The organism is aff. Roholtiella sp. LEGE 12411 (assembly GCF_015206995.1).
Taxonomy (GTDB): domain Bacteria; phylum Cyanobacteriota; class Cyanobacteriia; order Cyanobacteriales; family Nostocaceae; genus Komarekiella.
This window is the reverse complement of the sequence record NZ_JADEXR010000033.1, coordinates 23,526-44,638: the sequence shown is the minus strand read 5'-3', so window position 1 is coordinate 44,638 and position 21,113 is coordinate 23,526. Positions and strand designations below refer to the sequence as shown.

Sequence of the window (21,113 nt, the reverse complement as noted above, 5' to 3'; positions counted from 1 at the left end):
GATTTAAGCTTCAATATTTTAAAGGCATATATTTGTATTTGCGATCGCCTAATTATTTGCATACGGAACAACTGCAATGGAAACTCAGCACAATCAACCAATTGAACATCAAAATGTCCCCACAAATCACCGTGGACTACATGATTTTTTGTATAGTTCCGACAATGAACACACCACCACGGAGGTGAGCATAACTCCTGAATTGGTAAATGATGGGATTGAAATCATGCCCCTTGTGGTTTGGTGTGCGGCTGCTCAAAATGCAAAAATTGCAGGTGTTTACGCAGTTTTGGATACAGAAAGTTGTACGCAGTACATCGGTTATTCCCGGAATGTGTTGCTATCTCTAAATGGTCATATCGCCCAAAATGGTGAGCAAAAGTGTGCTTTTGTGCGCGTGCAAACATTCAAGTTTCCAAAGCGTCAAGAAATGGAAGATTTGCGAGATACGTGGATAGCAGAACTTGACAGCACACCACCTGGTAATGCTTCCGAAAGCGGAATGTGGGCTAGCACAGTAGGCGAAGTTGCTAAGGCGGCTATGTCAGAGGCGGAACGTCAAGCCTACGAGGAGAAAAAATTAAAATTGCGGAAAGCAATGGCTGACTCAACCCTCTCTAAAGAGCCAGAAACAATAGATGGGACTGAAGCCGAACGTCGGCGTCAACTCGAAGCTGCTGTGAACAACGATGACTGGAGTGCAATTATCGATACACAGACACAGGAAACCCAGCATTAGGGCGATTTTCAATCACTAAAGTTCAAGTCTGTCCCTAGTCTGTTGAATTTACACAGCAGCGATCGCACAAACTTGTAAACCAACAGGTGTATGAATAATCACAGATTCTACACCAAATACTTGCGCGATCGCCTGCGGTGTCAGCACTTTTTCAGGTGTGCCAACTTCCCAAAGATGACCCTGTTTTAATAAAGCGATGCGGGAACTATAGCGAGCCGCTAAATTCAATTCGTGTAAAACTGTGACAATGGTTAATTCTTGCTGATGATTTAAATTTTTCAGTAGTTCTAAAAGTTGTAACTGATAGTTGATATCTAAATAAGTTGTAGGTTCATCTAACAGTAATACCTTTGGTTCTTGCGCTAATGCTAAAGCTAAAAAAGCGCGTTGTCTTTCACCGCCGGAAAGTTGTTCGACTAGGCGATCGCTCAATTTTTCTAGTTGCGTCTTTTGAATTGCAGCTTCAACTGTTTGCCAATCTTCGGCGTTTAATTCCCATTGCCACCAAGGTTGATGTGGCGTGCGTCCTAAACTTACTAATTGCCGCACTGTCAACCCAACAGGAACTGTTTGTTGTTGCGGTAACAATGCCAGTTTTTGTGCAACTATATTTGGAGGCTGAGAGTGGATTGCTTTACCATCAAGTAGCACTGTTCCCTGCTGAGGCGAGAGAATACGACTTAGTAATTTGAGTAATGTAGACTTTCCAGAACCATTAGCACCGACTAAACTTAACCATTCTCCTGTTTGCAAAGTCAGGTTAACATCTTGGATAATTGGTACTGCGGCGTAACCACCAGTGAGATTTTGTAGTTCAAGGGGCATTTTCTACTAATTAGTAATTCGTAATTCGTAATTCGTAATTAAGAGATATAGACAAAATTTAATGCAATATGATTGTCAACTCATAACTTATTTAAGCCAGTAGAACGACGATAAAGTAACCAGATAAATAATGGGGAACCTAGCAAGGCGGTGACGGAACCTACTGGTAGTTCTACTGCTCCCAGTCTGGAGAGTAAATCTGCAAAGGTGAGTAACCATGCACCCGCCAGCGCGGAAAGTGGTAAAACAAAGCGGTGATCTGTACCGACGATGAGGCGGACACCGTGAGGGACGACAAGACCGACAAATCCAATCAAGCCGCCAATACTAACTGCACCTGCGGCTAATAAGGTAGCGATACCACCAATTAAAAGACGCGATCGCGTTAATGAAACCCCCAAACCAACAGCCATATCATCTCCCAATGCCAGCACATTCACCGACCGCGCCAGTAAACATCCGCCCAACAATGCAACAATAATATAAGGGCCAGCCGTTGAGATTTCTTTCCAACCCCGCCCATTAAGAGTACCAACTAGCCAACTAAGAGCAATTTGAATTTGACCGTCTTCAGCTAGTAAGAGTAATGTACTTTGTACTGCACCAAATAAAGCGCTTACAGCCACTCCGCCTAAAATTAATCGCTCAACCGAAATTCCCGACCCTGCACGACCGAGCAAAATGACGATCGCTGAAGTCAAAATTGCTCCCATCCACGCCGCTAGAGGAATCGCTACTGGGAATACTTGCAACACAATCATGAGAATTACAACTAGTCCTGCACCCGCTGAAATGCCAAGAATAAATGGATCAGCAAGACTATTGCGTAACATACCTTGCAGCAATGCTCCTGACATTCCCAGCGCTGCACCGACAATGAGAGCAGCAATAATCCGCGGGAGACGCAAATCCCAGAGAATTGTCTGTTTAACGTTATCGCCTTCGTGAAGAATTGCTTGCCAAAATTCGGAGATACTAAAGGGTACTGCTCCTTGAGAGAGGGAAAGCACTAACGTGATCACCAGTGCTGTACCAAGGAGTAAAATAGCCAAAATTACGCGGTGTTTAGTAAAAATTGTTGTAAAGGATCTAGTCAAATTTCGATTTAGTATTTTCATTAACTTTATAGTCTGTCGCAGCAAGAAGACGGGGAGAGGTATGATATTTTGACATACTCCCCCTCTCCTCTGAGCCTTTGGGTAAAACGTTCAAAACATTACCCCTCTCCGTCAACGAAGAGGGGTTAAGGGTGAGATGATCAAAATTCTCACTGTTGAAACTCAGGACGGGCTACGCCCTACTAAGCTAACAGTACTAATTAATAAGCGTCTTGCAACTCGTAGAAATCAGGCGAGATGTAATCCTTTCGCAAAGGCCAACCTACCCAATCTTCCGGCATCAAAATCCGCTTAAGATTTGGGTGTCCTTCGTAGATAATGCCGAGCATGTCGTAAGACTCGCGCTCTTGCCAATCTACAGTCTTCCAGATCCAGTACACAGAAGGCACTCTAGGATTTGCTCGTGGTAAGAACACCTTCACCCGTACTTCTTCAGGGCGATCGCTATGATCATCGACTTTAGTTAAGTGATATACACTGACCAATTCCTGTCCTGGGCCCAGATCAATACCACCTTGAAACTGGAGATAATTAAACCCATAAGCATACAGGGCTGTAGCGGTGGGGAGCAAGAAATCTGGCTCCACCTTAATTATCTCTACCCCGTTCTTGTCTGGTTCTAAAAACTCATGGTCAAAGCCGTTTTCCGTCAACCACTGAGAAACTTTACCCGCTTTTACCAAGGACTCTTCTTTGGCTGCTGGTACTGGTTTGGATTCTTCTTCAGCCACGGGTTTGTTCCTCCTTTTGTGCCTTTGCCGTTAGCAGCGCAGGTGGTATTGGCATACCAATCGCTTCCGTCAATTCCTTCGGCGGTACAGAGCGAGTTTCTGACTGCATATACTTACCAGTTAAAATTTGCTCAACTGGCTTCAGGTTATGAGTCGTGCTGTAGTAGCGGTGGGTTTGCTTGATTTTACCCCGCTCTTGCATCGAATCATTGGTGATTTTCTTCCGCAGCTTAATAATCGCGTCGATAATTGCTTCTGGACGTGGAGGACAACCAGGCAAGTACACATCTACAGGAATCAGTTTATCGACTCCACGCACTGCTGTGGGAGAATCAACGCTAAACATCCCGCCAGTAATCGTACAAGCTCCCATGGCAATTACATACTTCGGCTCTGGCATTTGCTCATAAAGACGCACCAGTTGGGGAGCCATCTTCATAGTGATTGTGCCAGCTGTAATAATTAAATCAGCTTGGCGGGGACTAGAACGAGGAATTAGTCCAAAACGGTCAAAATCAAATCGCGAGCCAATTAAAGCTGCGAACTCAATAAAGCAACAAGCGGTGCCAAACAGCAATGGCCACAGACTAGAAAGCCGCGCCCAGTTATAGAGGTCATCAACCGTAGTCAGGATAACATTTTCCGAAAGGTCTTGAGTGACTGTAGGACGCTCAATGGGGTTGATGATTCGCTCTTTGTCCTGGGTTGTTAAGTTAGAATTCAAGACCATTCCAAAGCTCCTTTACGCCATGCGTAAACTAAAGCGACTACAAGAATTGCAATAAAGACTAGCGCTTCAATAAATGCCAATAGCCCTAAACGATGGAAAGCTACCGCCCAAGGATACAAGAACACAGTCTCCACATCAAAGACGACGAAGACCAAGGCAAACATGTAGTAGCGGATATTAAACTGAATCCAGGCTCCCCCAATGGGTTCCATGCCAGATTCATAAGTGGTACGCCGTTCCGGGCTGGAACCACTAGGTCGTAGAAGCTTGGACGCTGAGAGCGCTAGGGCAGGCACTAGACTACAGATTATGAAGAAGCCTAGAAGGTACTCGTAACCGCTGAGGACAAACACAATGAATATCTACCGCTTATGGAGTATTTTAAGTGGGGACTGGGGAGTCGGGAGATGAGTGAGCACGGGAAGCATGGGGGAGAAGAATTATAACTAATGCCCAATGCCCCATGCCCCATGCCCAATCCCCATCCCTTAATTACGTTACTTTCTTTTACATTATATCTTTTTGACTTTTCTGAAATCTGGGAAACAGACGCACTTCAGGTATTCGATTCGTTTTGGCTAATGATAGAAAAGCCTAACAATTATGTCATAATTTTTAACGTATATTTAAGATTTCTTCTCTGCGAGGCCTTAGCCATGAGCGAACCAGTTGTTGAGACTCCAGTGCTAGACCGCTACGAGTGTCGCGCCTGCGGTTATGTTTACGAACCTGAAAAAGGAGACGACAAGCATGACATCCCTTCAGGGATACTCTTTGCAGAACTGCCTATAAATTGGCGCTGTCCAGTTTGTAGTGCTAAGAAGACTGCTTTTGCCAACATCGGCCCGGCAGGTACAGCATCCGGTTTCAAAGAAAATCTCGGTTACGGTCTTGGTGTCAACAACCTAACGCCAACCCAAAAGAATATTTTGATTTTTGGTGCTTTGGCTCTTGGCTTCTTGTTTTTTATCAGTCTCTACGGCTTACAATGACACCCGTTACCTTTTTGACCTTAGTCAGTGCTAAGTCTTGAGTGAGCAAAAGTACTCAATACACTCTGTGCTTGCTACATGCCCCACTTTTAAAGTGAGCGGTATTTTAACTTAGCACGGGTTAAAAGCCCCGCTACCGCTAAAGGTACTCAGGACTTTTCATCTACCTCGGAGGGTGGCCACTGCCTTAAGGTAAACCTTTTAGAGAACCCTTACACAAATTTAGAAACAACTAAGAGATACTGATGCATTCAATTGTGAGAAGTTGGCAGCGAATATTTGCCTTGTTAATCGTAGTCTTCATGTGTATAGGTTGTAGCAAAGTTCCCTCCGTTAGCTACAATCCTTGGAAAATTATTTCTGTGCCGACAGACTCGAATCTGCTGGATATTTCTTTTACTGGTAATCCTGAGCATGGCTACTTAGTAGGTAGCAACGCCACACTTTTAGAAACAAATGACGGTGGTTATACTTGGAAACCCCTAACACTAGAACTTGATGAGCAAAAGTACCGCTTTGACTCAGTAAGTTTTGTGGGTAAAGAAGGCTGGATTGCCGGAGAGCCAGGGCTGCTGCTGCATACTACTGATGAAGGTAGTTCTTGGTCACGCATTCCCCTGAGCGAAAAGCTACCCGGTAGCCCGATCGCTATTAAGGCACTGGCCGAGAACACAGCTGAGATCGCTACTGATGTTGGAGCAATATATCAAACTATAGACGGCGGTAAAAACTGGAAAGCTAAGGTGGAATCAGCTGTTGGTGTAGTGCGTAACATCGAACGTTCTGCTGATGGCAAATATGTTGCTGTTTCCGCTAAAGGTAACTTTTACTCAACTTGGGAACCAGGACAAAATGCTTGGGTTCCTCATAACCGCAATAGTTCTCGACGAGTAGAAAATATGGGTTTTGCTGACGGTGGTCAGTTGTGGATGTTAGCCAGGGGAGGTCAAATTCAGTTCAGCGACCCTACTAAACCTGATGAATGGCAAAAACCACAATATCCGGAACTGTCCACAAGTTGGGGTTTACTGGATTTGGCATATCGCACACCCAACGAAGTTTGGATAGGTGGCGGTAGCGGTAATTTGCTGCGGAGTAGCGACGGTGGCAAAACCTGGGAAAAAGACCGCGAAGTGGAAGAAGTAGCTGCTAATTTGTACAAGATTATTTTCTTGAAGCCAGAGCAAGGATTCATCATTGGCGATCGCGGTGCATTGCTCAAATATATCCCCAACCCTGAAACAACTTCTCCACCAGAAGCAGCTTAATGACCAAACAGGCAAAACAGCAGGGTAAACGGAATGAACCAACGCCCAACACCCAACGCCCAACACCCAACGCCCAACACCCAACGCCCAATGCCCAATGCCCAATGCTCAATGCCCAATGCCCAACGCCCAATGCCCAATGCCCAATGCCCAATGCCCAACGCCCAATTTCTGAGAAGGACGTTGCAACTTGTAACTGTTTCTAAACTTTGTAGGATAATAAACTCAATAACACTCTTTGTGAAGGTAGGCATCTAAATGTCAGGTACCACTGGAGAACGTCCGTTCTCGGACATCATTACCAGCGTTCGTTACTGGGTGATTCACAGCATCACCATCCCAGCATTATTTATTGCAGGTTGGCTATTTGTCAGCACAGGGCTGGCTTATGATGCGTTTGGCACACCCCGTCCCGATGAGTATTTCACACCAGCGCGGCAAGAAGTGCCTATTGTGAAAAATCGTTTTGAAGCTAAAAAGCAAGTTGAACAATTTATTGGAAAGTAGTTTGAGATCATGACTAGCGGCAATAACATCAATAATCAACCAGTTACCTATCCAATTTTTACGGTTAGATGGATTGCAGTTCACACCTTGGGTGTGCCAACTGTGTTCTTTCTAGGCGCGATCGCCGCAATGCAGTTTATTCAACGTTAGGAGTAATTTATGGAAAGATCGCCCAATCCTAATAATCAGCCGGTTGAACTAAATCGGACTTCTTTGTACTTAGGACTACTACTAGTTTTTGTTCTGGGTATACTGTTTTCCAGTTACTTCTTTAACTAACTAGAAGTACTGAAGAACCATCTTTGTTTATTGATCATCTGTTGATTTGTTGTTAAGGGAGGAGAAAAGCTGTGTCTGGAAGTGGGAGAATTCCCCTGTGGGTCGTCGCTACGGTCGCAGGTTTAGGTGTAATTACTGTTTTAGGCATTTTCTTTTATGGTGCCTACGCCGGACTCGGTTCTTCGATATAACAATAGTCTGAACCGAATAATATAAGTAAGTCTGAATTTTCTAGCACTTGTTGAAAAATCAGCGTAAAAAAAACCGCCTGTCTCCATGAGATAGGCGGTATTAGTTTTAGTCAACAGTTTAGGAAAGTATACGATTGACCTGATCACAATCGCTTACTCGACAACTTGATTAATGACTCGTAACTAAATCAGCTGACATTGCTGATATCATCGCTTTCCATGTATAAAAATAGAAATGCGAAGACTACACCGGGTAAAACCCAACCAATTATGGGTACTAAGATAGAAGGCAAAAATGAAGCTGCCATAGTAAAGATTCCTGTTCAAATACACTACAATTCAAAATGAGCTTACTGCAAATCCCGCCTGATTTTTGAAATTCTAAAGATTTTTAACACAGGTTTTGTTTGAGACGTCTTCACATACCCAGTAATTCATCTAGCTGCAAAGTTGGCAAGTCGGGAGGAATCACAGTCCGCACTATTGTGATTTTGTGACTTTCTTGTTGAGTTACCATATCCAGAGCGATCGCCTCTAAGCGAATTTCTAAACAGCCAAAGGGAATGTTTAATTGAGTCATCACTTCCAACCCTCCCAAGGAGTTAGGCAGCAAATTGGTCAACAAATGGGGGCCATCTAGCAGCCAGCGAGTTTGGTAATCCTCAACCCATAACTTAATAACAACTTGTGGCGGCACATCAGGCATTTTTACGCGCACTGTTAGAGACTTCCCAGCAATCAGTTCACCATCTGGGACATGCAGTTGTGGAATTGGTAAAGGCTCAATGATTGCCTCAGTTATAGCCAGAGAACGGGGTAAATTTGACAATGGTTGCGCCTCTTGTTCAGAGGTGTAACTGTTTGTCACATTGACTTCCAATTCATTATGTGTATCATCCATAACAATTTCTTGCGCTAACCAAGCTGACGGCGCCTCAATCACAGAAGAAGGCGCTAGTTGTGGTAATGGACTCTCCAGATACCCCTTCAGGTGATGCTCGTTCCCCACTAAAGCAGTCGCCTGGAAAGGATCCAGCGCAGTCTTCTCAAGGTCGAAAGTATCCTCGTGTCCTTGTGTCTCTATCTCCTGTACTTCCACCAAGTTAGTGTCTGCCTTTGTCTTTGTTTCAGTATCTAAATTTAATGACCATTTCACATCAACACTCGCAGTTTCAGCAGCAAGCGAAAGCGGCGTCTCTTGGACTGGAATATAGGTATCGTCGTCTTGGTATTGCAAATTGATCGATTCAGGTGAATATCCTTGACTTTGCATCCATTTCTTGATCAGGGGTGATGAATGTGGGTTAGCCGCTGTAATTGATTCTGCACTTGAAGAGGCTATTACTTCGGCAACAGATTCATCAATGAATTCTGCACTCGACGGAGCTGATACTTCTGGAATTGTTACAGATGCATTCTGGAATTGGATATCGCCTGTCAGTAATTCAGGTGTATTTTTATCCTCTGCTATAGCCGTGTCTAACTGCGGCAATTCTTCGCCACCTACATTACTTTTTACTTCTTCCCTATGATCTGGTAAAACTTTTAGCCGTCTTAAGTATGGAAAAGTGGAGTTGAGCATTGGTATTCGACGATGCCTGATGACTAACTGCTCCAAATTGATGGCAGCCATAGTAGTATCCTTATTTACAGGCTCATCCTGTGTACTGATTTCTGCAACAGCAGTGACAGCGATCGCAGCAGTTTGGTTCAGAGGCAATTTTGGCAATTGAGGCGAATGCTCTGTTGCTGAATTCTTTAGCATAGATGCCCGGAGGGCAGCTTCTCGCAAAACTCGCGGGTTAATTCGTGGTGGCAGGGGTTTATTTGGGGATGGATTAAATATCTGAGACTGTTCTGTTTTTGGGGACTTGACCAGATTGAAAAGTTCTAAATCAAGGCTAATAGATGCCTCTGGCTCTGTGAAGCTAGCAGGCTGCATTGATGCGCCAGATTCGGACACATCTGGTGTACTATGCTTAGGCTTTGTCACTGCTGTCATTGCCAGTAATTCTGTGATGTCTGCTGTAATTTTGAAGGACTGACTGGCTAACTGTATGACTTCACTACCATCAGCAAGCCCACCATACAAACTGATATCTGCCAAAATCAGCTTAGATTCACAGTCAGCAGGAATATCAATTGAGGTGTTGATAGTGAAGGGCAGTACCTGATTGGGCAAGAGTTGCCGTACCTTGGTCAAAATTTTCGATTCTAGAGGCGATCGCAGTTCAATTCCTAGTTCGAGGGCATAGAGGCTTTTGGGGGATAATGTTTCAGCTAGATCTAAATTAGTCTTTTCCTTTAATTCAATGTGCCCATTGATTGTGAGAACTTGCCCCCTACGAGCAATATAAGTTTCTTGATCCAAAGTTAGCAGTAATGGTGGCGATGATTTTGTTACCAGAAAATCCGTTACCATTTGCTCTGCAAGTAAGGGTTCAGAAGCGGGTAAAGCTAATTCTATCAAGTTTTGTAAAATCTGTTCTGCCGTCTCACCTTTCAGCCAGACAGGGCTGACTGGCTGATCAATTTCTTTGGTTTCATCTAGAGCAGTGGTAGCAATTACCAGTTCTGTAGAGGTGATAGCATTATCTAGCGTACTTGTGGTTGCTGCTGGGGTTGTGGATACCAAGTTAGCATGAGTAATAATATCAGAGTGTTCGGGTATTAAGGGTTCCCACGTAGAAGCGTGTAACGTGGATTCTCGCAGAGTAGTCGAACTAGGGAGCAATGGGGTCATGGAGCGATGGGCAGAATTTGATTCTATATTCTCCCTCTCATTGCTTCTTCTTCTCTGCTCCTCTATTTTCTGGGGTAATACTTGGAGTAAAACCGTGTATTGCCAGGATTTACCCAGTAGATCAGACATCAAATCGCCAGAGCAACGCAACTCCCAAACTCCTGGATGGAAGTAGGTAAAGGGAATTACCGCCATTAGTCCTTCAGAGTTAGTGCGGCGCGATCGCCTGAAAATTCGCTGCTTTGGTGGAATTTCTTGGGTTGAAGAGTGAGAAACCCGCACTTCCACATCTGTATCAGGAAGGTTGGAACGAGCCAAAACTCTATATTCACCTTCCGAAATTTCGACATTTGGCGATTCTAGGGTATGCCAGGAGCGATCGCCCTGTTTTTGTATCAGAAATTGCCAGTGTTCCATTATGAGTTATGCCCAGACCGAAGAGCCGCTGAGTAATATTTTGCATTACCTTGCTTGCAAGTTTACCTCAGCAATTTATAATTGCATCACCTAATTATGATGCTTTGATTTAGATCAGGGCAAAATTGAGTTAAGTGTAGCAAGCTAATTCATAACCCTCTGATTGGAAACAAGAATCCCCGCTCGGTTAGAGACGGGGAATGTCAACTGCGTGTAACGCCATTTTGTGGGTTTCTTCTCTGGATTATTTCAAGAAATTGATATTAACTGAAATCATTATCAGAAGACAAGATAGCGATTTTGATAGTAAGTCAAAATTTCGTTGACGCGTTGCCTACTTTCTAAACAAGAGTTTGCTGTCCACGAGATCCACAAGCCACCAATTTGACTTTGATTGTAATCAAATTGTTGGGATGACTGAGGAATCAAATCCACTTCTACCCCTTCGACTTGACGCAAATGAACTGCTATCTCTCTATAGACTGCTAAAGGCAAACCAGCAAATTCAATTTTTTCCTTGTTCTCCATCTTTATAAAGCTCCAGCAGTAACAAGATTTTAAAGCGGTATTGCCATTGAAACAGAATTATTGTTAGCAGATGCGGCTGATGGCGTTGAGTTAGCAGGACTTTCCCCTACCATTTTGGCAACTTCAATACCATATTGTTCCAGAATTACCACAGGATTATAGCCTTCATTCATTTCAATACGTTTAATCAGCACACCGTTTGCCAATCGCTGTCCCGCTTGTACATAGCGACTTGTTGGCTCATTCGGTACTTTGATAATTGCCTGGGGTTCTTTACCAATTAGAACTACACCAGTTACAACAACTGCCTTTGCTAACTCAGGCTGTGCTGGTGGTGGTAATACAGATACTAGGGTAGGGTTGGGGACAACTTGAGGCAAAATCTTAGGCAGAACCGAAGTCAAGTTAGCACTAGGTCTTTTCGCTATTTGTGCAGAAGAGATTTGCTTTTTTTGTTGATTTAAAGCCGTGCTGCTTGCTGGAAGTTTTCGTCCTACTATCGATGCAGTAGGTAGGCGAGGCAACACAGGCACAGGTCTTACAACTGTGTTGTAGGGCATTGTGGAAACTGTCTGTCCGGTAATTTGTGCAAACGGGTCAGTCCGCCCTTTTGATACCACGACTACTCGCTCTGCGGCATTAGTCGGTTGAATCAAGTTAAGAGTTGCAGAAGCAACTTGTGAAACCTGTTTGGCAGGCACTACTGGATTTTTAAAAGATTGAATTGCTGGTTGCGATTTTGCTGCAATTGTAGGAATTGATGTAGGATTAATTGCTTTTTGTGTATCTTCAGAAGCACATCCAGCGATCGCTAAAGTTAAAATGGCTACAACTGCAATTGTTGAATTTTTGCCCATGAGTTCTTCTCAAAAGCTATTAGAAAATTTAATTGTGGAAATCAACATGCCTGAAATTTCTATCCAAGGCGAAGTCTGTTCCCTTTATAACCTAATTTTTGGATTGTAAAGGTTATTCTTATCACTGCCAGTCCAGCATAAATGCGGTTTTAGTTTGTTTGTAGTTAATCCTCTGCTACACCCATGAGGTGTTTCATCAAATCCAGGCCTTTCTTGACTCTACGAGAAACAGTTACTACACTAATCCCCAAATGTTCTGCTACTTGTTTTTGTGTCAAATCCTGTAAAAACACACATTCCAATACTTCACGAGTGCGTTTTTCTAGTTGCAATAGTGCTTGCTGTAGGCGGAGTTGATCTTCTTGTGCCAGTTGAAAGCTGCGGTAGTGAGGATCTGGAACTAATTCTCCTAAACAGGTAGAACCTTCTTCTCCATCTTGCACTGGCACATCTAGACTCAAAGGGGCGCGATTGATCCATGCTAATTTAATTTCTTGCCATTCGTTTGGAGAAATTTCCAGTGCTGCTGCCAATTCCGAGTCGGTAGGTTGGCGATTGTATTTTTCACGCAAAGAACGTGAAACCCCTATTGCTTGCTGTTGCAGCGCTAACCACCGTCGGGGAATTCGTACGGTAACACCTTTATCTCGAAGGTAGTGTTGAATTTCACCCCGAATATAGGGAATGGCATAGGAACTGAAGGCATGTCCCTTAGAAATTTCAAATCTTTCAATAGCTCGGATTAAACCCAAACAGCCAACCTGAAGTAAGTCCTCGTAGCTTTCATGACATTGATTTAGCCAGTAGTGAGCTTCTTTTCTCACGAGTCCAAAATTGAGTTTAACCAGTTGATTGCGAACATTTTCTGACCGAGATTGCTGATATTCTCGCAACAACTGCCAAATTTCATGTTTCAGTTCGTTGGTGACTGTGGTAGGCATAGCACCATATTTATTAAGTAAATAAATAGTCAATTTCTGGCTTTTAAACTAAGCTCTGATTGCACGAGATAAATAAATATCGCGTTAAATGTCTGAAAAATCCTATGACAAATCAAAACTTTATGTACAAAAAATGCCATAAGTGACTTGACATTGAGCAAAATTTAAATGGACGAAATTGATATTTAGTTTGTTATTTTTCTTTGGTATGACCTGTAGTTTTTTTAAAACCACATAGGAACAAAGTATAAAATTAGTTACTAAATATCAAACCGGGATTGTACTTAATTTAATTAGTTAATTATGATAAATACAAAATTACAGTAATCCGATTTGATTCGTGAACTGACTTGTAGAGACACCGAATGGGGGATAGGGGATAGGGAATGGGAAAAAAGGGAGTTAGAGGTGTACGCAGTTCTTTCAAAAATCAAATAGGAATTCTATAGCTTAAAATTTTGTTGGATGAATAAAAGTTGTATTCACTGTAAAATTACGTATTTACTTAGATAATATTCATCCAGTCTTTATAAACTATTAATTTAAAGCGATTTTTATGTACATTCACTTAAGCAAATAAAAAAAAGGGCATCTCGCCCTTTTTTGTACTTCAGTTCATAGCTGTTTGGTAAAAAACCTGTCCATTAGTCACATCTTTCTTAACAATCTTGAAACCCCTGTTTGATAGAGCTTGTAAAGCTGAAATTATCTCACTATTTTGAAAAATCAGACCTGATTATTCCGGACAAAAACTCAATTTTATTGAGAATTGAAAACGAAGATATAAAGGTTTGATTATTGGTGAGCGTAGATTAAAGAGAAGTCAGAGGATCGGCTTACTTCGCTCAGAACTATAGGAGCGATCGCAAATGTTAATGAAGATCCGAGTAATGGATAGTTTTTCAGAGAAGTAAAAGAGTTAAGTTTTGTGATGAAACCTGATGCTTACAGAATTGGTATTTCTGAAGTGCCAGTCAGTTGAGTTACTCAAGAGAATTTAGCCACGAGTCGGTTCAACCCGGCCATAGAATAGACCGCGAATCTTGACTTCCTTCGGTTCGCCAGCACCTAAATCTGTATCAGATGGCTGTTCGCTCTCGAAAGTACCAGCAATTTCACCACTAGAGCTATCGATTTTAGCTATTTGTAAAGAAATTTTGCCATTGAGAATTTCAGTACGCTTGACGTTAGTACGAGTGAGTTCTTCATCATCGGCTTGGGCAGGTAGAGCCACAGCATTATCATAGCCACTGACAACACCGCGACCTTTGGGATCTAGGAAGGCAGCACCACGATAGGAAGGAACTTTGAAAGTACCTTCAAAGTCCGTGGAGGTATTAAGACTGGTCAAATTTGGTTGTGTTTGAGCAACCAAGTTTTTGATGGTGAAGAGGAAAGGTACTCGCTCACCACCAGGAAGTTGCACAGTGATAGCTTGGAAGTCAAGACCATCAGTTTCCACAAAAGTCAAGCTATTATCTGGGTTAATTTTCAGGTTGCCTTGCACTTGGTCAATAGTGGAAGTGTATCTGGTCAACAATTTCCCAGCAACAAACTCTGCTTCTTGGCGTTTATTAGCGGGTTCTTCTTTCACAAAGAAACTAGTTGGTTCCAAACAAAGTTCTTTAATGGCGTATGACTGGCTAGCATCAAGGGGAATGGAACCACGACTTGTTTCTGCTAGTTGAGGACATTTGTTAGCCAAGCCAGTGCCTCGAATTTGTTCATAAGTAAGTACATCCCTACCACTATTAGTGGAAGAACCATCACTACAAGCAGTTAGTAGCCCCAGGCATAAAGCCAAGAATCCAACAATTAAAGCGCGATACCTCATGATCAACCTCAATTTCAAAAATTAATATCTAAGTTGTAAAACTGCTTTGGCTGTGTTTCCTAGGGGAGCAAAAACCAGCAGTTTCACTGTTGGTGGCATTTGTTGGAGTTGGGCGCGTGGATGAGTAAGCTTCGACACAGAGCGGTGTAAGTGCTTGCCTTTAAGAGCGCGAACAGAGTGTCTGCTTGATGCTTTGCTCTTGCTTGTGACAAAAGCGGTGTCGCCCAAGTCATTCTGTATTATGTATGTGTTGCCAATACATACAACCCATTGTTTGATGGGGAAATCAGCCAGATCATACGATTTTTTTTAACTCAAAATCAAAGCAATCTAGTCTTGACAAAGAACATTGCGATCGCATCTAGCTCACTTGGACGGTTTATTAAACATCATCGCTTCTAAAAGGGAGCGATCGCATATTGCCTTTCAAATCGATACAGACCTGATTATGTTCAGCCCTGACTAAGACAGTAAGCGATAGCGAACTAGAAGATCGGTTAGTAAGGTGAACCAAGAAAAATCTCTCCAGAACCCTCTAGAAGGCTGCTGAAGGTTCATTTCTTCTGCTCTTTTAGGAGACTCATGCATGTCGTTGGCAAAGCAAGGGCTTGGGCAGGGTTTTGGCGTAGGGTGTAAAATATCCGAAAAACAATATACCCTACACCCAGTCTCAAAAGATAATTTTGCTGCGTCAGTTTTGCTGTTGGTCTAAAGTTACAAAGGGAAAATTAACAATCTCTTGTAAATTTGAGTTGACCTCATTTACACGGAAAGGGTGGCATGAGCAACAACAAAAGTTTTGAATCAGGAAAATTGTCCTGTAAAGTGCAAGCGATCGCAACTGTGGTATACGACGCGGCTCAGAGTTGTCAAGGAGATACTGTATCTCTTTTGGCTTTGCTACGGCAGTTGGAGCAGTTACACCGAGAAATCCGAGATGGGGCTTTTCAGAAGAGTTTGCCTGATAACCGTCGGCAACTCTACTCACTACTGAAAGATATTGAGTCTGAAGGGGGCTGGCCCTATATTGAGCGCATGAGACTACAAGCATTCTTAGCGAATTTTACCCAAGAAGCTAGTGAGGAAAACAGCGATCTCAAAAACAGTGATGATGTGTTGATTAGCGATCGCTCTTTTGAGTGGTAAGCTCGAAACTTGTTTCGAGATGTGAATTAACAACTCTGAGCGCCTCATCAGCCGCTAAACCAATAGCAGTTGCTTGTTGAGGCTTCAGAGTTCATTGCTACGTAAGAATTGATACATAGTTCACAAAAAAAATTTAATTTAGGAACTGCGGGTAATGTCATTACAAAGAAAGCGATCGCGTCCTGCAATATTGCGGTTATGCTTTAGGTAATTACCTACTAAGTTGCAACTTTGAAGAAGTAGGTTATCAAGATTTAGATTCCACAAAATTATGGTGTTGTCATCACTAGCTGATGCAAGTGTTTGACCATCAGGGCTAAAGCTAACGCTTAATACAGGAGCGCGATGCCCGTTGAGAATTTTAATTAATTCACCTTCACGGCTCCAGAGTTTGACTGTACTGTCCCAATTTGCAGCGGCAAGCAGTTCACCATTGGGACTGAAAGTAACAGCATTTACACTATCGCTGTATCCCTTTAACAAAGTTTTTAATAACGTACCATCTCGTTGCCACAACCTAACTGTGTTATCCCAGCTAGCAGAAGCTAGCAGCTGGTCAGTGGGACTAAAGCTCACACCTAATACCCAACTCTCATGGGGCGAAAAAGTTTTGATCAAAGTACCGTCCCGTCGCCAAAGTTTGACTGTTTGGTCATCACTTGCTGAGGCTAGAACTTGATCATCAGGACTGAAATTCACGCTATTCACCCGCGCTTGATGCCCCGTTAGGGTTTTTAGCAAGCGACCATCATGGTTCCAAAGTTTCACTGTCTTATCCAAGCTAGCTGATGCCAATAGTTGACCATCCGGGCTGAAATTAACGCTCGTTACGCCATCGCTATGCCCTTGGAGAGTCTTGATTAAAGTACCGTCGCGCCGCCAAAGTTTGACTGTTTTGTCATAACTGCCTGAAGCCAGTATTTTTCCTTGTGTGTCAAAGGTGACACTAGTAACTCTATCTGTATGCCCTGCTAAGGTTTTGTATAGTCGGGTTTTCAGCTCGCCGCTACCAGTGTCTTTTTGCCAGAGTTTCACCGTGCGATCGCGGCTACCAGAAGCCAACATCTGACCATCAGGACTCCAGGCGACGCTCAAAACTCGGTCTTGATGCCCCTTGAGAATTGGTAGTGTTGGGGCATCCAGACTCCACAGTTTCACGCTTTTGTCATGACTTCCTGATGCTAATAATTTACCATCGGGGCTGAAAGCCACGCTGACAACGGCATCGCTGTGTCCTTTGAAAGTTTTGAGTAATATGCCAGTGGTACTCCAGAGGTTAATGGTGTTGTCTTCACTTGCGGAAGCTAACTTTTCGCCATCAGAACTGAAGCTCAGGCTCCAAACTGTACTGGTATGCTGTTGTAAGCTTTTATAGGCACGGAAGTCCAAAATATCTTTACTACTGTGTTCCACCTGCCAAAGCTTGACTGTTTTGTCTCGGCCTGTGGACGCTAATAGCCTACCATCCGGGCTGAAAGTGACAACGGTCACACTCTGCTGATGTCCATGTAAAGTTTTGACCAAGCTACCGTCCCGTCGCCAGATTTTTACTGTCTTGTCTTCACTTGCTGAGGCAATGAATTGACCGTCAGGACTAAAGCTTACCCAGTTAACCCATCCTTGATGCCCCTTGAGTATTTTGATTAAGCTACCATCCTGGCGCCAGAGTTTGATGGTTTTATCTTTACCACCAGTAGCTAGCAACTCTCCATCAGGGCTAAAACTGACGCTATAAACCCAATCTCCTTGTCCTGAAAGGGTTTTAGATGGCTGTGAATCAAATTCTCCTGTAATTGGGTTTTTGTGCCAGATTTGCACGGTTTTATCGAGGCTGGCTGAAGCTAGGCTTTGGCCATCTGGGCTGAAACTTACACTGGTAACAGCATCAGTATGACCTTTGAGGGTTTGGAGTAAAGTCCCGTCAGGACGCCATACTTTTACACTTTGATCTCGACTACCTGATGCCAATAATTTACCGTCTGGGCTGAAAATTACACCCCAGACAGTATCAGTATGCCCTTCTAAACGATTTACCTCCGCTACTCCGTAAACTGCCTGCTGGAGGGCTGTTACCACTCGCATTCGGGTTTCTGGTTGGACTTTATCTGTTTGTCTAAGTCTTCTCCAAGCCCGTAAACTTTCTAACAGGGCATCAAATTCCTTATTAGAAGCAAAAAGAGCTTCACTAGCTGCGGCGATCGCACTAATTTTAAAGTTGGTTTCGCTGCGCTCAGCTCGGAGAGTTTGGCTGATTGCTGCTCTTTTTTGTAAGTCGGCCTGCCACCATAATGCCGCTATTGTCCCCCCCATCATTGCTAAAATGGCGCCTGCTATACGTGCTTCTCTTAGTCGCCGTTGTAATACTAAGTTGAGATGTTCTTGACTAAGTTTTTGGGCTACTTCAGCTTTAGTTTTTTCAATTTTTACTTTTTCTAATTCAGCAACCATACCATAGTTATTTTTTTGGCGAATTGGTTCAACTAAATAATCGTGAACCAACTGGTAGCGATCGCCTGACTCTTCTCGTACTCGCAACACCAACCCTGAACCCACCAAAATTTCTAAAATCAATTCCCAAGCTGGGTCAAAGTTCGATATTGGATCACTATGATTATTGTTTCCTAATGCAATCACTAAATCTGCTTTGGTTTTTAGGGGTCTTGTGCCCTTTTCATGAGTTAACTCAAATAATAATTTCCAACTGAAATCTTCGTTTTCTTGACCGCAATCTTGGATCACTTCCTGGAGCCAGCGTTCCACTAGTTTTATCGAGCCGCCGCAAAGCTTATATTGTTTAAGTGTGGTAATATTTTCTGCTTGCAGCTGAGCTCCGACTATTTGTAATTCAATTGGATGTACCTCGTCTATTTTTCCTGCTAAATCTTTTACTAATTGATTAATTAATTCGTCACTCAGATCATAATGTGAGCGTTGAGTCAGACTGTGAATTATAGTTATTGCATCTTGACTAGAAAATTTACCTATGTAGTAGCGTAGATCCTTATCTAGAATGTTTTTATTAATTATTCCTAAATCATTTATTCCACTACTATATTCTTTGTTTAAGCGTTCAAATTCCAATAAATAATGCAAATAATCTTCTCTTAGTGAAAGAATAATTTTTACAAATGGAATATTTAAACATTCACTAAAAAAATTATAAAATTGTATTCTTTCGGCTGGAGAATTACTAATAAAGAAAAATTCTTCAAATTGGTCAAAAATAATAACTATTGTATAATTATGCTTAACGAAAAAGCGAATTTTTTCAATTATTATAGTAGATGTATTTTCTATATTTTTAGATATTTCAATATCTGTCAGCGCATTATCAACAATGCTGCCCAAGGCTGTAACCCAATCAGTATAAACAGATAAAACAATGGGTATAGGAATGCGATCACCAATAACTTTTCCTTTCAAAGCTGGTACTAAACCAGCTTTGATAACTGAACTTTTACCAACACCTGATGACCCATGAATTACTGTGAGTTTGTAGTCAGCACGAGTAATTCTTTCAATCAAGCGGTTGACGTCTTGCTGTCGTCCAGAAGCAGATATTTCTTGGGCAACCTCCTCAGGAATAGAGGGTATTTGTTGCGGCTCTAGGACTGAGTTAATTCTGTAGCGTTGCGGTTGTAATTGACTTGCCCCAATGAAGGCACGAAAGCCGTATTGATGTTCTATTTGAATTTTTTCTTGTTTGAGGCTAAAGGCTTCTGTATAATTACGACGCTCACAAAAGTAGAGCGATCGCAACTCTTCTAAAATCTCCAAGTAAAGTGACGGCTCATGTTGTAGCTCACATACTACCTTCGCCCATTCTAAGTTGTTGATAGCTTCTTCCCACTCACCTAGATGCCGCTGTGTACGTGCTAATAATAAAAGGTACCAACTTTCCTGATCCCGTGAAATTTCTGTTGCTGTTTCTGAAATAGAAAGTGCTGTATTCGCTAATTCATGAGCTAGTATCCAATTGGACTCAGAAGCCGCCACATACGCTAAAAAGCCATAATCTTGAGCAACTTGCGCTGGGGTTCCGTAAGTTTCATGCAGCAGTAATGACTTCTGAGCTAATTCTTTTAATTCTTCCCAAGCTTGTAAGCGTTGCATACTTTCACAAGCAGGCAAAATAAATTTGGCAACTAAATCTTCTCTTTGTGCCTCCTCTAATACCTCCAAGCATTGCTTAAACCATAAAAGAGCATTTTGCCAATAGTTACTGTTAGCCCTCTGATGTAAATCTGCCATCCGGCGATAACATAGTCCTAGGTGGAATAATACTATTGCCTGCCACAGTAAAAATGAAGGCAAAACAACACCAGAAGACAAGAGTAATTGTTCACTTACTTCCCCCACTCTCCCCTTCTTTGCCTCTCCCTCTTTTACCCTCTTTTTGTCTCCCAATCTCCTCGCTTCTTGCTGCCACAAAGCCAAGCTTCTTTGATAATGAGCTAAAGCACCATTAATTTGATCGTTGGCGTACTTATCTCGCCCCAATACAACTTCTAAACTGGCTTCTAATCCTGGTTCTAATTTGACACCATACAGACGTAGTAAATCATTACGAGCTGATTCTATCTTATGACGGTGTTGAGATCTGGGATCTAAATCTAGGGAAGCATTGGATAAAAACCTTTCGGCACCTGCTTCTAAAACTTTGGCAAACAGAGATTCTGTTTCTTGGCGGATCAAAGCAATTAAATCTGATTTTGCCATTTCAAATTTAATAGTGGTCGCAGCCCAGCTTTTAAAATCGGGTGCTAATCTGGAAAGCAATGACGCCACGTCATCTTGTAACCATAACACCAATGGAAATTGAAATGTTGTGGCATAAATATCTCGTGCTTGGTTAATGCTGGTAAGTAAGCCGTCTAGGTCTGTAATTGACTCTAGACCAAAAACCATTACAGCTGATGGTAAAGAATCTGTAACAACTACAGGATTGTCTAGGAATAATTCTGAAGCTATTGTGCTATGTAAAGAGGTGGTTGATGGATTGATAACTATTTCTCGTAAATTGATGTCTTTGGTGATAGAACGGGCATTTTCTAACATTTGCTCGCGTAATTGCCCATAGTTACATCGGACTAAAATCAAAGCAAATTGACCTTTGGAAAGCGCGATCGCCCGAATCAGTCTTTGCAGAGAATGTTGATTTTCATTGCTGATCGCGCCTGTGAGTTGCCACTTTGTCATAACTAAAAATCAAGCTACAAAGAAAATAGAGAAAATACCACATTAAAAAGAGGCTAGGAGCCTTTTAA

At 42.5% G+C, this 21,113-nt stretch carries 21 protein-coding genes; 8 read left to right on the top strand and 13 right to left on the bottom strand.

Annotated features, from left to right (window positions below; translation table 11 throughout):
- Positions 1–76 precede the first annotated feature (76 nt).
- Positions 77–739, top strand: coding sequence for a GIY-YIG nuclease family protein (locus IQ246_RS10275; RefSeq protein ID WP_194002613.1), 663 nt, complete (start codon positions 77–79; stop codon positions 737–739).
- A 48-nt stretch (positions 740–787) separates the two neighbouring features.
- On the opposite strand, the gene IQ246_RS10270 is transcribed toward IQ246_RS10275, so the two are convergent.
- The 5 genes from IQ246_RS10270 to ndhC all read right to left on the bottom strand — a co-directional run bounded on the left by IQ246_RS10270 (position 788) and on the right by ndhC (position 4,496).
- A complete protein-coding gene (locus IQ246_RS10270; protein WP_194002612.1) occupies positions 788–1,564 on the bottom strand; it encodes an ABC transporter ATP-binding protein in 777 nt (258 codons plus the stop codon).
- Positions 1,565–1,644: 80 nt separating this feature from the next.
- On the bottom strand, positions 1,645–2,682 hold the full coding sequence (locus IQ246_RS10265; RefSeq protein ID WP_194002611.1) for an iron ABC transporter permease: 1,038 nt from the start codon (positions 2,680–2,682) through the stop codon (positions 1,645–1,647).
- Between the two features lie 200 nt (positions 2,683–2,882).
- Positions 2,883–3,413 (bottom strand): NAD(P)H-quinone oxidoreductase subunit J, encoded by a 531-nt coding sequence (locus tag IQ246_RS10260; protein WP_194002610.1) that lies wholly within the window; start codon positions 3,411–3,413, stop codon positions 2,883–2,885.
- A complete protein-coding gene (gene ndhK / locus IQ246_RS10255) occupies positions 3,406–4,143 on the bottom strand; it encodes a photosynthetic/respiratory NAD(P)H-quinone oxidoreductase subunit K (protein WP_162399780.1) in 738 nt (245 codons plus the stop codon). The genes IQ246_RS10260 and ndhK overlap by 8 nt, the downstream gene beginning before the upstream one ends.
- Positions 4,134–4,496 carry a photosynthetic/respiratory NAD(P)H-quinone oxidoreductase subunit C gene (ndhC, locus tag IQ246_RS10250; protein WP_162399779.1) on the bottom strand — a complete coding sequence of 121 codons (363 nt, stop codon included), beginning with the start codon at positions 4,494–4,496 and terminating at the stop codon, positions 4,134–4,136. Before ndhC ends, ndhK begins: the two co-directional genes overlap by 10 nt.
- Before the next feature lie 303 nt (positions 4,497–4,799).
- On the opposite strand from ndhC, the gene IQ246_RS10245 reads away from it, so the two are divergent.
- On the top strand, positions 4,800–5,135 hold the full coding sequence (locus tag IQ246_RS10245) for a rubredoxin (protein WP_194002623.1): 336 nt from the start codon (positions 4,800–4,802) through the stop codon (positions 5,133–5,135).
- Between the two features lie 245 nt (positions 5,136–5,380).
- On the top strand, positions 5,381–6,403 hold the full coding sequence (locus IQ246_RS10240; RefSeq protein WP_194002608.1) for a photosynthesis system II assembly factor Ycf48: 1,023 nt from the start codon (positions 5,381–5,383) through the stop codon (positions 6,401–6,403).
- Here IQ246_RS10240 and IQ246_RS10235 read toward each other — a convergent pair.
- Positions 6,400–6,657: a hypothetical protein gene (locus tag IQ246_RS10235; protein ID WP_194002606.1), complete on the bottom strand. Its 258-nt coding sequence runs from the start codon at positions 6,655–6,657 to the stop codon at positions 6,400–6,402. The genes IQ246_RS10240 and IQ246_RS10235 overlap by 4 nt on opposite strands.
- A 4-nt stretch (positions 6,658–6,661) precedes the next feature.
- Here IQ246_RS10235 and psbE point away from each other — a divergent pair, with 4 nt between their 5' ends.
- From psbE to IQ246_RS10215, 4 genes are all read left to right on the top strand, one after another.
- Positions 6,662–6,910 carry a cytochrome b559 subunit alpha gene (psbE, locus tag IQ246_RS10230; protein WP_162399775.1) on the top strand — a complete coding sequence of 83 codons (249 nt, stop codon included), beginning with the start codon at positions 6,662–6,664 and terminating at the stop codon, positions 6,908–6,910.
- A 9-nt stretch (positions 6,911–6,919) separates the two neighbouring features.
- Positions 6,920–7,060 (top strand): cytochrome b559 subunit beta, encoded by a 141-nt coding sequence (gene psbF / locus IQ246_RS10225; RefSeq protein ID WP_194002604.1) that lies wholly within the window; start codon positions 6,920–6,922, stop codon positions 7,058–7,060.
- Between the two features lie 9 nt (positions 7,061–7,069).
- Positions 7,070–7,189, top strand: a complete 120-nt coding sequence (locus IQ246_RS10220; protein ID WP_015209609.1) for a photosystem II reaction center protein L — start codon at positions 7,070–7,072, stop codon at positions 7,187–7,189.
- 71 nt (positions 7,190–7,260) lie between these two features.
- On the top strand, positions 7,261–7,380 hold the full coding sequence (locus IQ246_RS10215; RefSeq protein ID WP_073644363.1) for a photosystem II reaction center protein J: 120 nt from the start codon (positions 7,261–7,263) through the stop codon (positions 7,378–7,380).
- Between the two features lie 188 nt (positions 7,381–7,568).
- Here the strand turns inward: IQ246_RS10215 and IQ246_RS10210 are convergent, their stop codons facing one another.
- The 6 genes from IQ246_RS10210 to IQ246_RS10185 form a co-directional block, all read right to left on the bottom strand.
- On the bottom strand, positions 7,569–7,688 hold the full coding sequence (locus tag IQ246_RS10210; RefSeq protein WP_194002602.1) for a photosystem I reaction center subunit VIII: 120 nt from the start codon (positions 7,686–7,688) through the stop codon (positions 7,569–7,571).
- A gap of 110 nt (positions 7,689–7,798) precedes the next feature.
- A complete protein-coding gene (locus tag IQ246_RS10205) occupies positions 7,799–10,540 on the bottom strand; it encodes a hypothetical protein (protein WP_194002600.1) in 2,742 nt (913 codons plus the stop codon).
- A 279-nt stretch (positions 10,541–10,819) separates the two neighbouring features.
- A complete protein-coding gene (locus IQ246_RS10200; RefSeq protein WP_194002598.1) occupies positions 10,820–11,068 on the bottom strand; it encodes a hypothetical protein in 249 nt (82 codons plus the stop codon).
- Between the two features lie 29 nt (positions 11,069–11,097).
- On the bottom strand, positions 11,098–11,925 hold the full coding sequence (locus IQ246_RS10195; protein WP_194002596.1) for a hypothetical protein: 828 nt from the start codon (positions 11,923–11,925) through the stop codon (positions 11,098–11,100).
- 164 nt (positions 11,926–12,089) lie between these two features.
- Entirely contained in the window at positions 12,090–12,866 is a 777-nt protein-coding gene (locus IQ246_RS10190) for an RNA polymerase sigma factor SigF (RefSeq protein ID WP_194002594.1), read from the bottom strand.
- 997 nt (positions 12,867–13,863) lie between these two features.
- Positions 13,864–14,700 carry a photosystem II manganese-stabilizing polypeptide gene (locus IQ246_RS10185; protein ID WP_194002592.1) on the bottom strand — a complete coding sequence of 279 codons (837 nt, stop codon included), beginning with the start codon at positions 14,698–14,700 and terminating at the stop codon, positions 13,864–13,866.
- Between the two features lie 780 nt (positions 14,701–15,480).
- On the opposite strand from IQ246_RS10185, the gene IQ246_RS10180 reads away from it, so the two are divergent.
- Complete coding sequence (locus tag IQ246_RS10180) at positions 15,481–15,846, top strand: hypothetical protein (RefSeq protein ID WP_194002590.1); 366 nt, start codon at positions 15,481–15,483, stop codon at positions 15,844–15,846.
- A gap of 138 nt (positions 15,847–15,984) precedes the next feature.
- Here IQ246_RS10180 and IQ246_RS10175 read toward each other — a convergent pair whose 3' ends face one another.
- Positions 15,985–21,045 carry a hypothetical protein gene (locus IQ246_RS10175; protein WP_194002588.1) on the bottom strand — a complete coding sequence of 1,687 codons (5,061 nt, stop codon included), beginning with the start codon at positions 21,043–21,045 and terminating at the stop codon, positions 15,985–15,987.
- Between the last annotated feature and the right edge of the window lie 68 nt (positions 21,046–21,113).

Bases quoted from the DNA above. Each gene is read 5' to 3' on its own strand.
- psbF (WP_194002604.1), top strand. From the start codon at position 6,920: ATGACTAGCGGCAATAACATCAATAATCAACCAGTTACCTATCCAATT.
- IQ246_RS10180 (WP_194002590.1), top strand. From the start codon at position 15,481: ATGAGCAACAACAAAAGTTTTGAATCAGGAAAATTGTCCTGTAAAGTG.
- IQ246_RS10235 (WP_194002606.1), bottom strand. From the start codon at position 6,657: ATGCCTACCTTCACAAAGAGTGTTATTGAGTTTATTATCCTACAAAGT.
- IQ246_RS10265 (WP_194002611.1), bottom strand. From the start codon at position 2,682: ATGAAAATACTAAATCGAAATTTGACTAGATCCTTTACAACAATTTTT.
- IQ246_RS10245 (WP_194002623.1), top strand. From the start codon at position 4,800: ATGAGCGAACCAGTTGTTGAGACTCCAGTGCTAGACCGCTACGAGTGT.
- IQ246_RS10210 (WP_194002602.1), bottom strand. From the start codon at position 7,688: ATGGCAGCTTCATTTTTGCCTTCTATCTTAGTACCCATAATTGGTTGG.
- ndhK (WP_162399780.1), bottom strand. From the start codon at position 4,143: ATGGTCTTGAATTCTAACTTAACAACCCAGGACAAAGAGCGAATCATC.
- IQ246_RS10270 (WP_194002612.1), bottom strand. From the start codon at position 1,564: ATGCCCCTTGAACTACAAAATCTCACTGGTGGTTACGCCGCAGTACCA.
- IQ246_RS10175 (WP_194002588.1), bottom strand. From the start codon at position 21,045: ATGACAAAGTGGCAACTCACAGGCGCGATCAGCAATGAAAATCAACAT.
- IQ246_RS10190 (WP_194002594.1), bottom strand. From the start codon at position 12,866: ATGCCTACCACAGTCACCAACGAACTGAAACATGAAATTTGGCAGTTG.
- IQ246_RS10205 (WP_194002600.1), bottom strand. From the start codon at position 10,540: ATGGAACACTGGCAATTTCTGATACAAAAACAGGGCGATCGCTCCTGG.
- IQ246_RS10185 (WP_194002592.1), bottom strand. From the start codon at position 14,700: ATGAGGTATCGCGCTTTAATTGTTGGATTCTTGGCTTTATGCCTGGGG.
- IQ246_RS10240 (WP_194002608.1), top strand. From the start codon at position 5,381: ATGCATTCAATTGTGAGAAGTTGGCAGCGAATATTTGCCTTGTTAATC.
- IQ246_RS10200 (WP_194002598.1), bottom strand. From the start codon at position 11,068: ATGGAGAACAAGGAAAAAATTGAATTTGCTGGTTTGCCTTTAGCAGTC.
- IQ246_RS10275 (WP_194002613.1), top strand. From the start codon at position 77: ATGGAAACTCAGCACAATCAACCAATTGAACATCAAAATGTCCCCACA.
- IQ246_RS10195 (WP_194002596.1), bottom strand. From the start codon at position 11,925: ATGGGCAAAAATTCAACAATTGCAGTTGTAGCCATTTTAACTTTAGCG.
- psbE (WP_162399775.1), top strand. From the start codon at position 6,662: ATGTCAGGTACCACTGGAGAACGTCCGTTCTCGGACATCATTACCAGC.
- IQ246_RS10220 (WP_015209609.1), top strand. From the start codon at position 7,070: ATGGAAAGATCGCCCAATCCTAATAATCAGCCGGTTGAACTAAATCGG.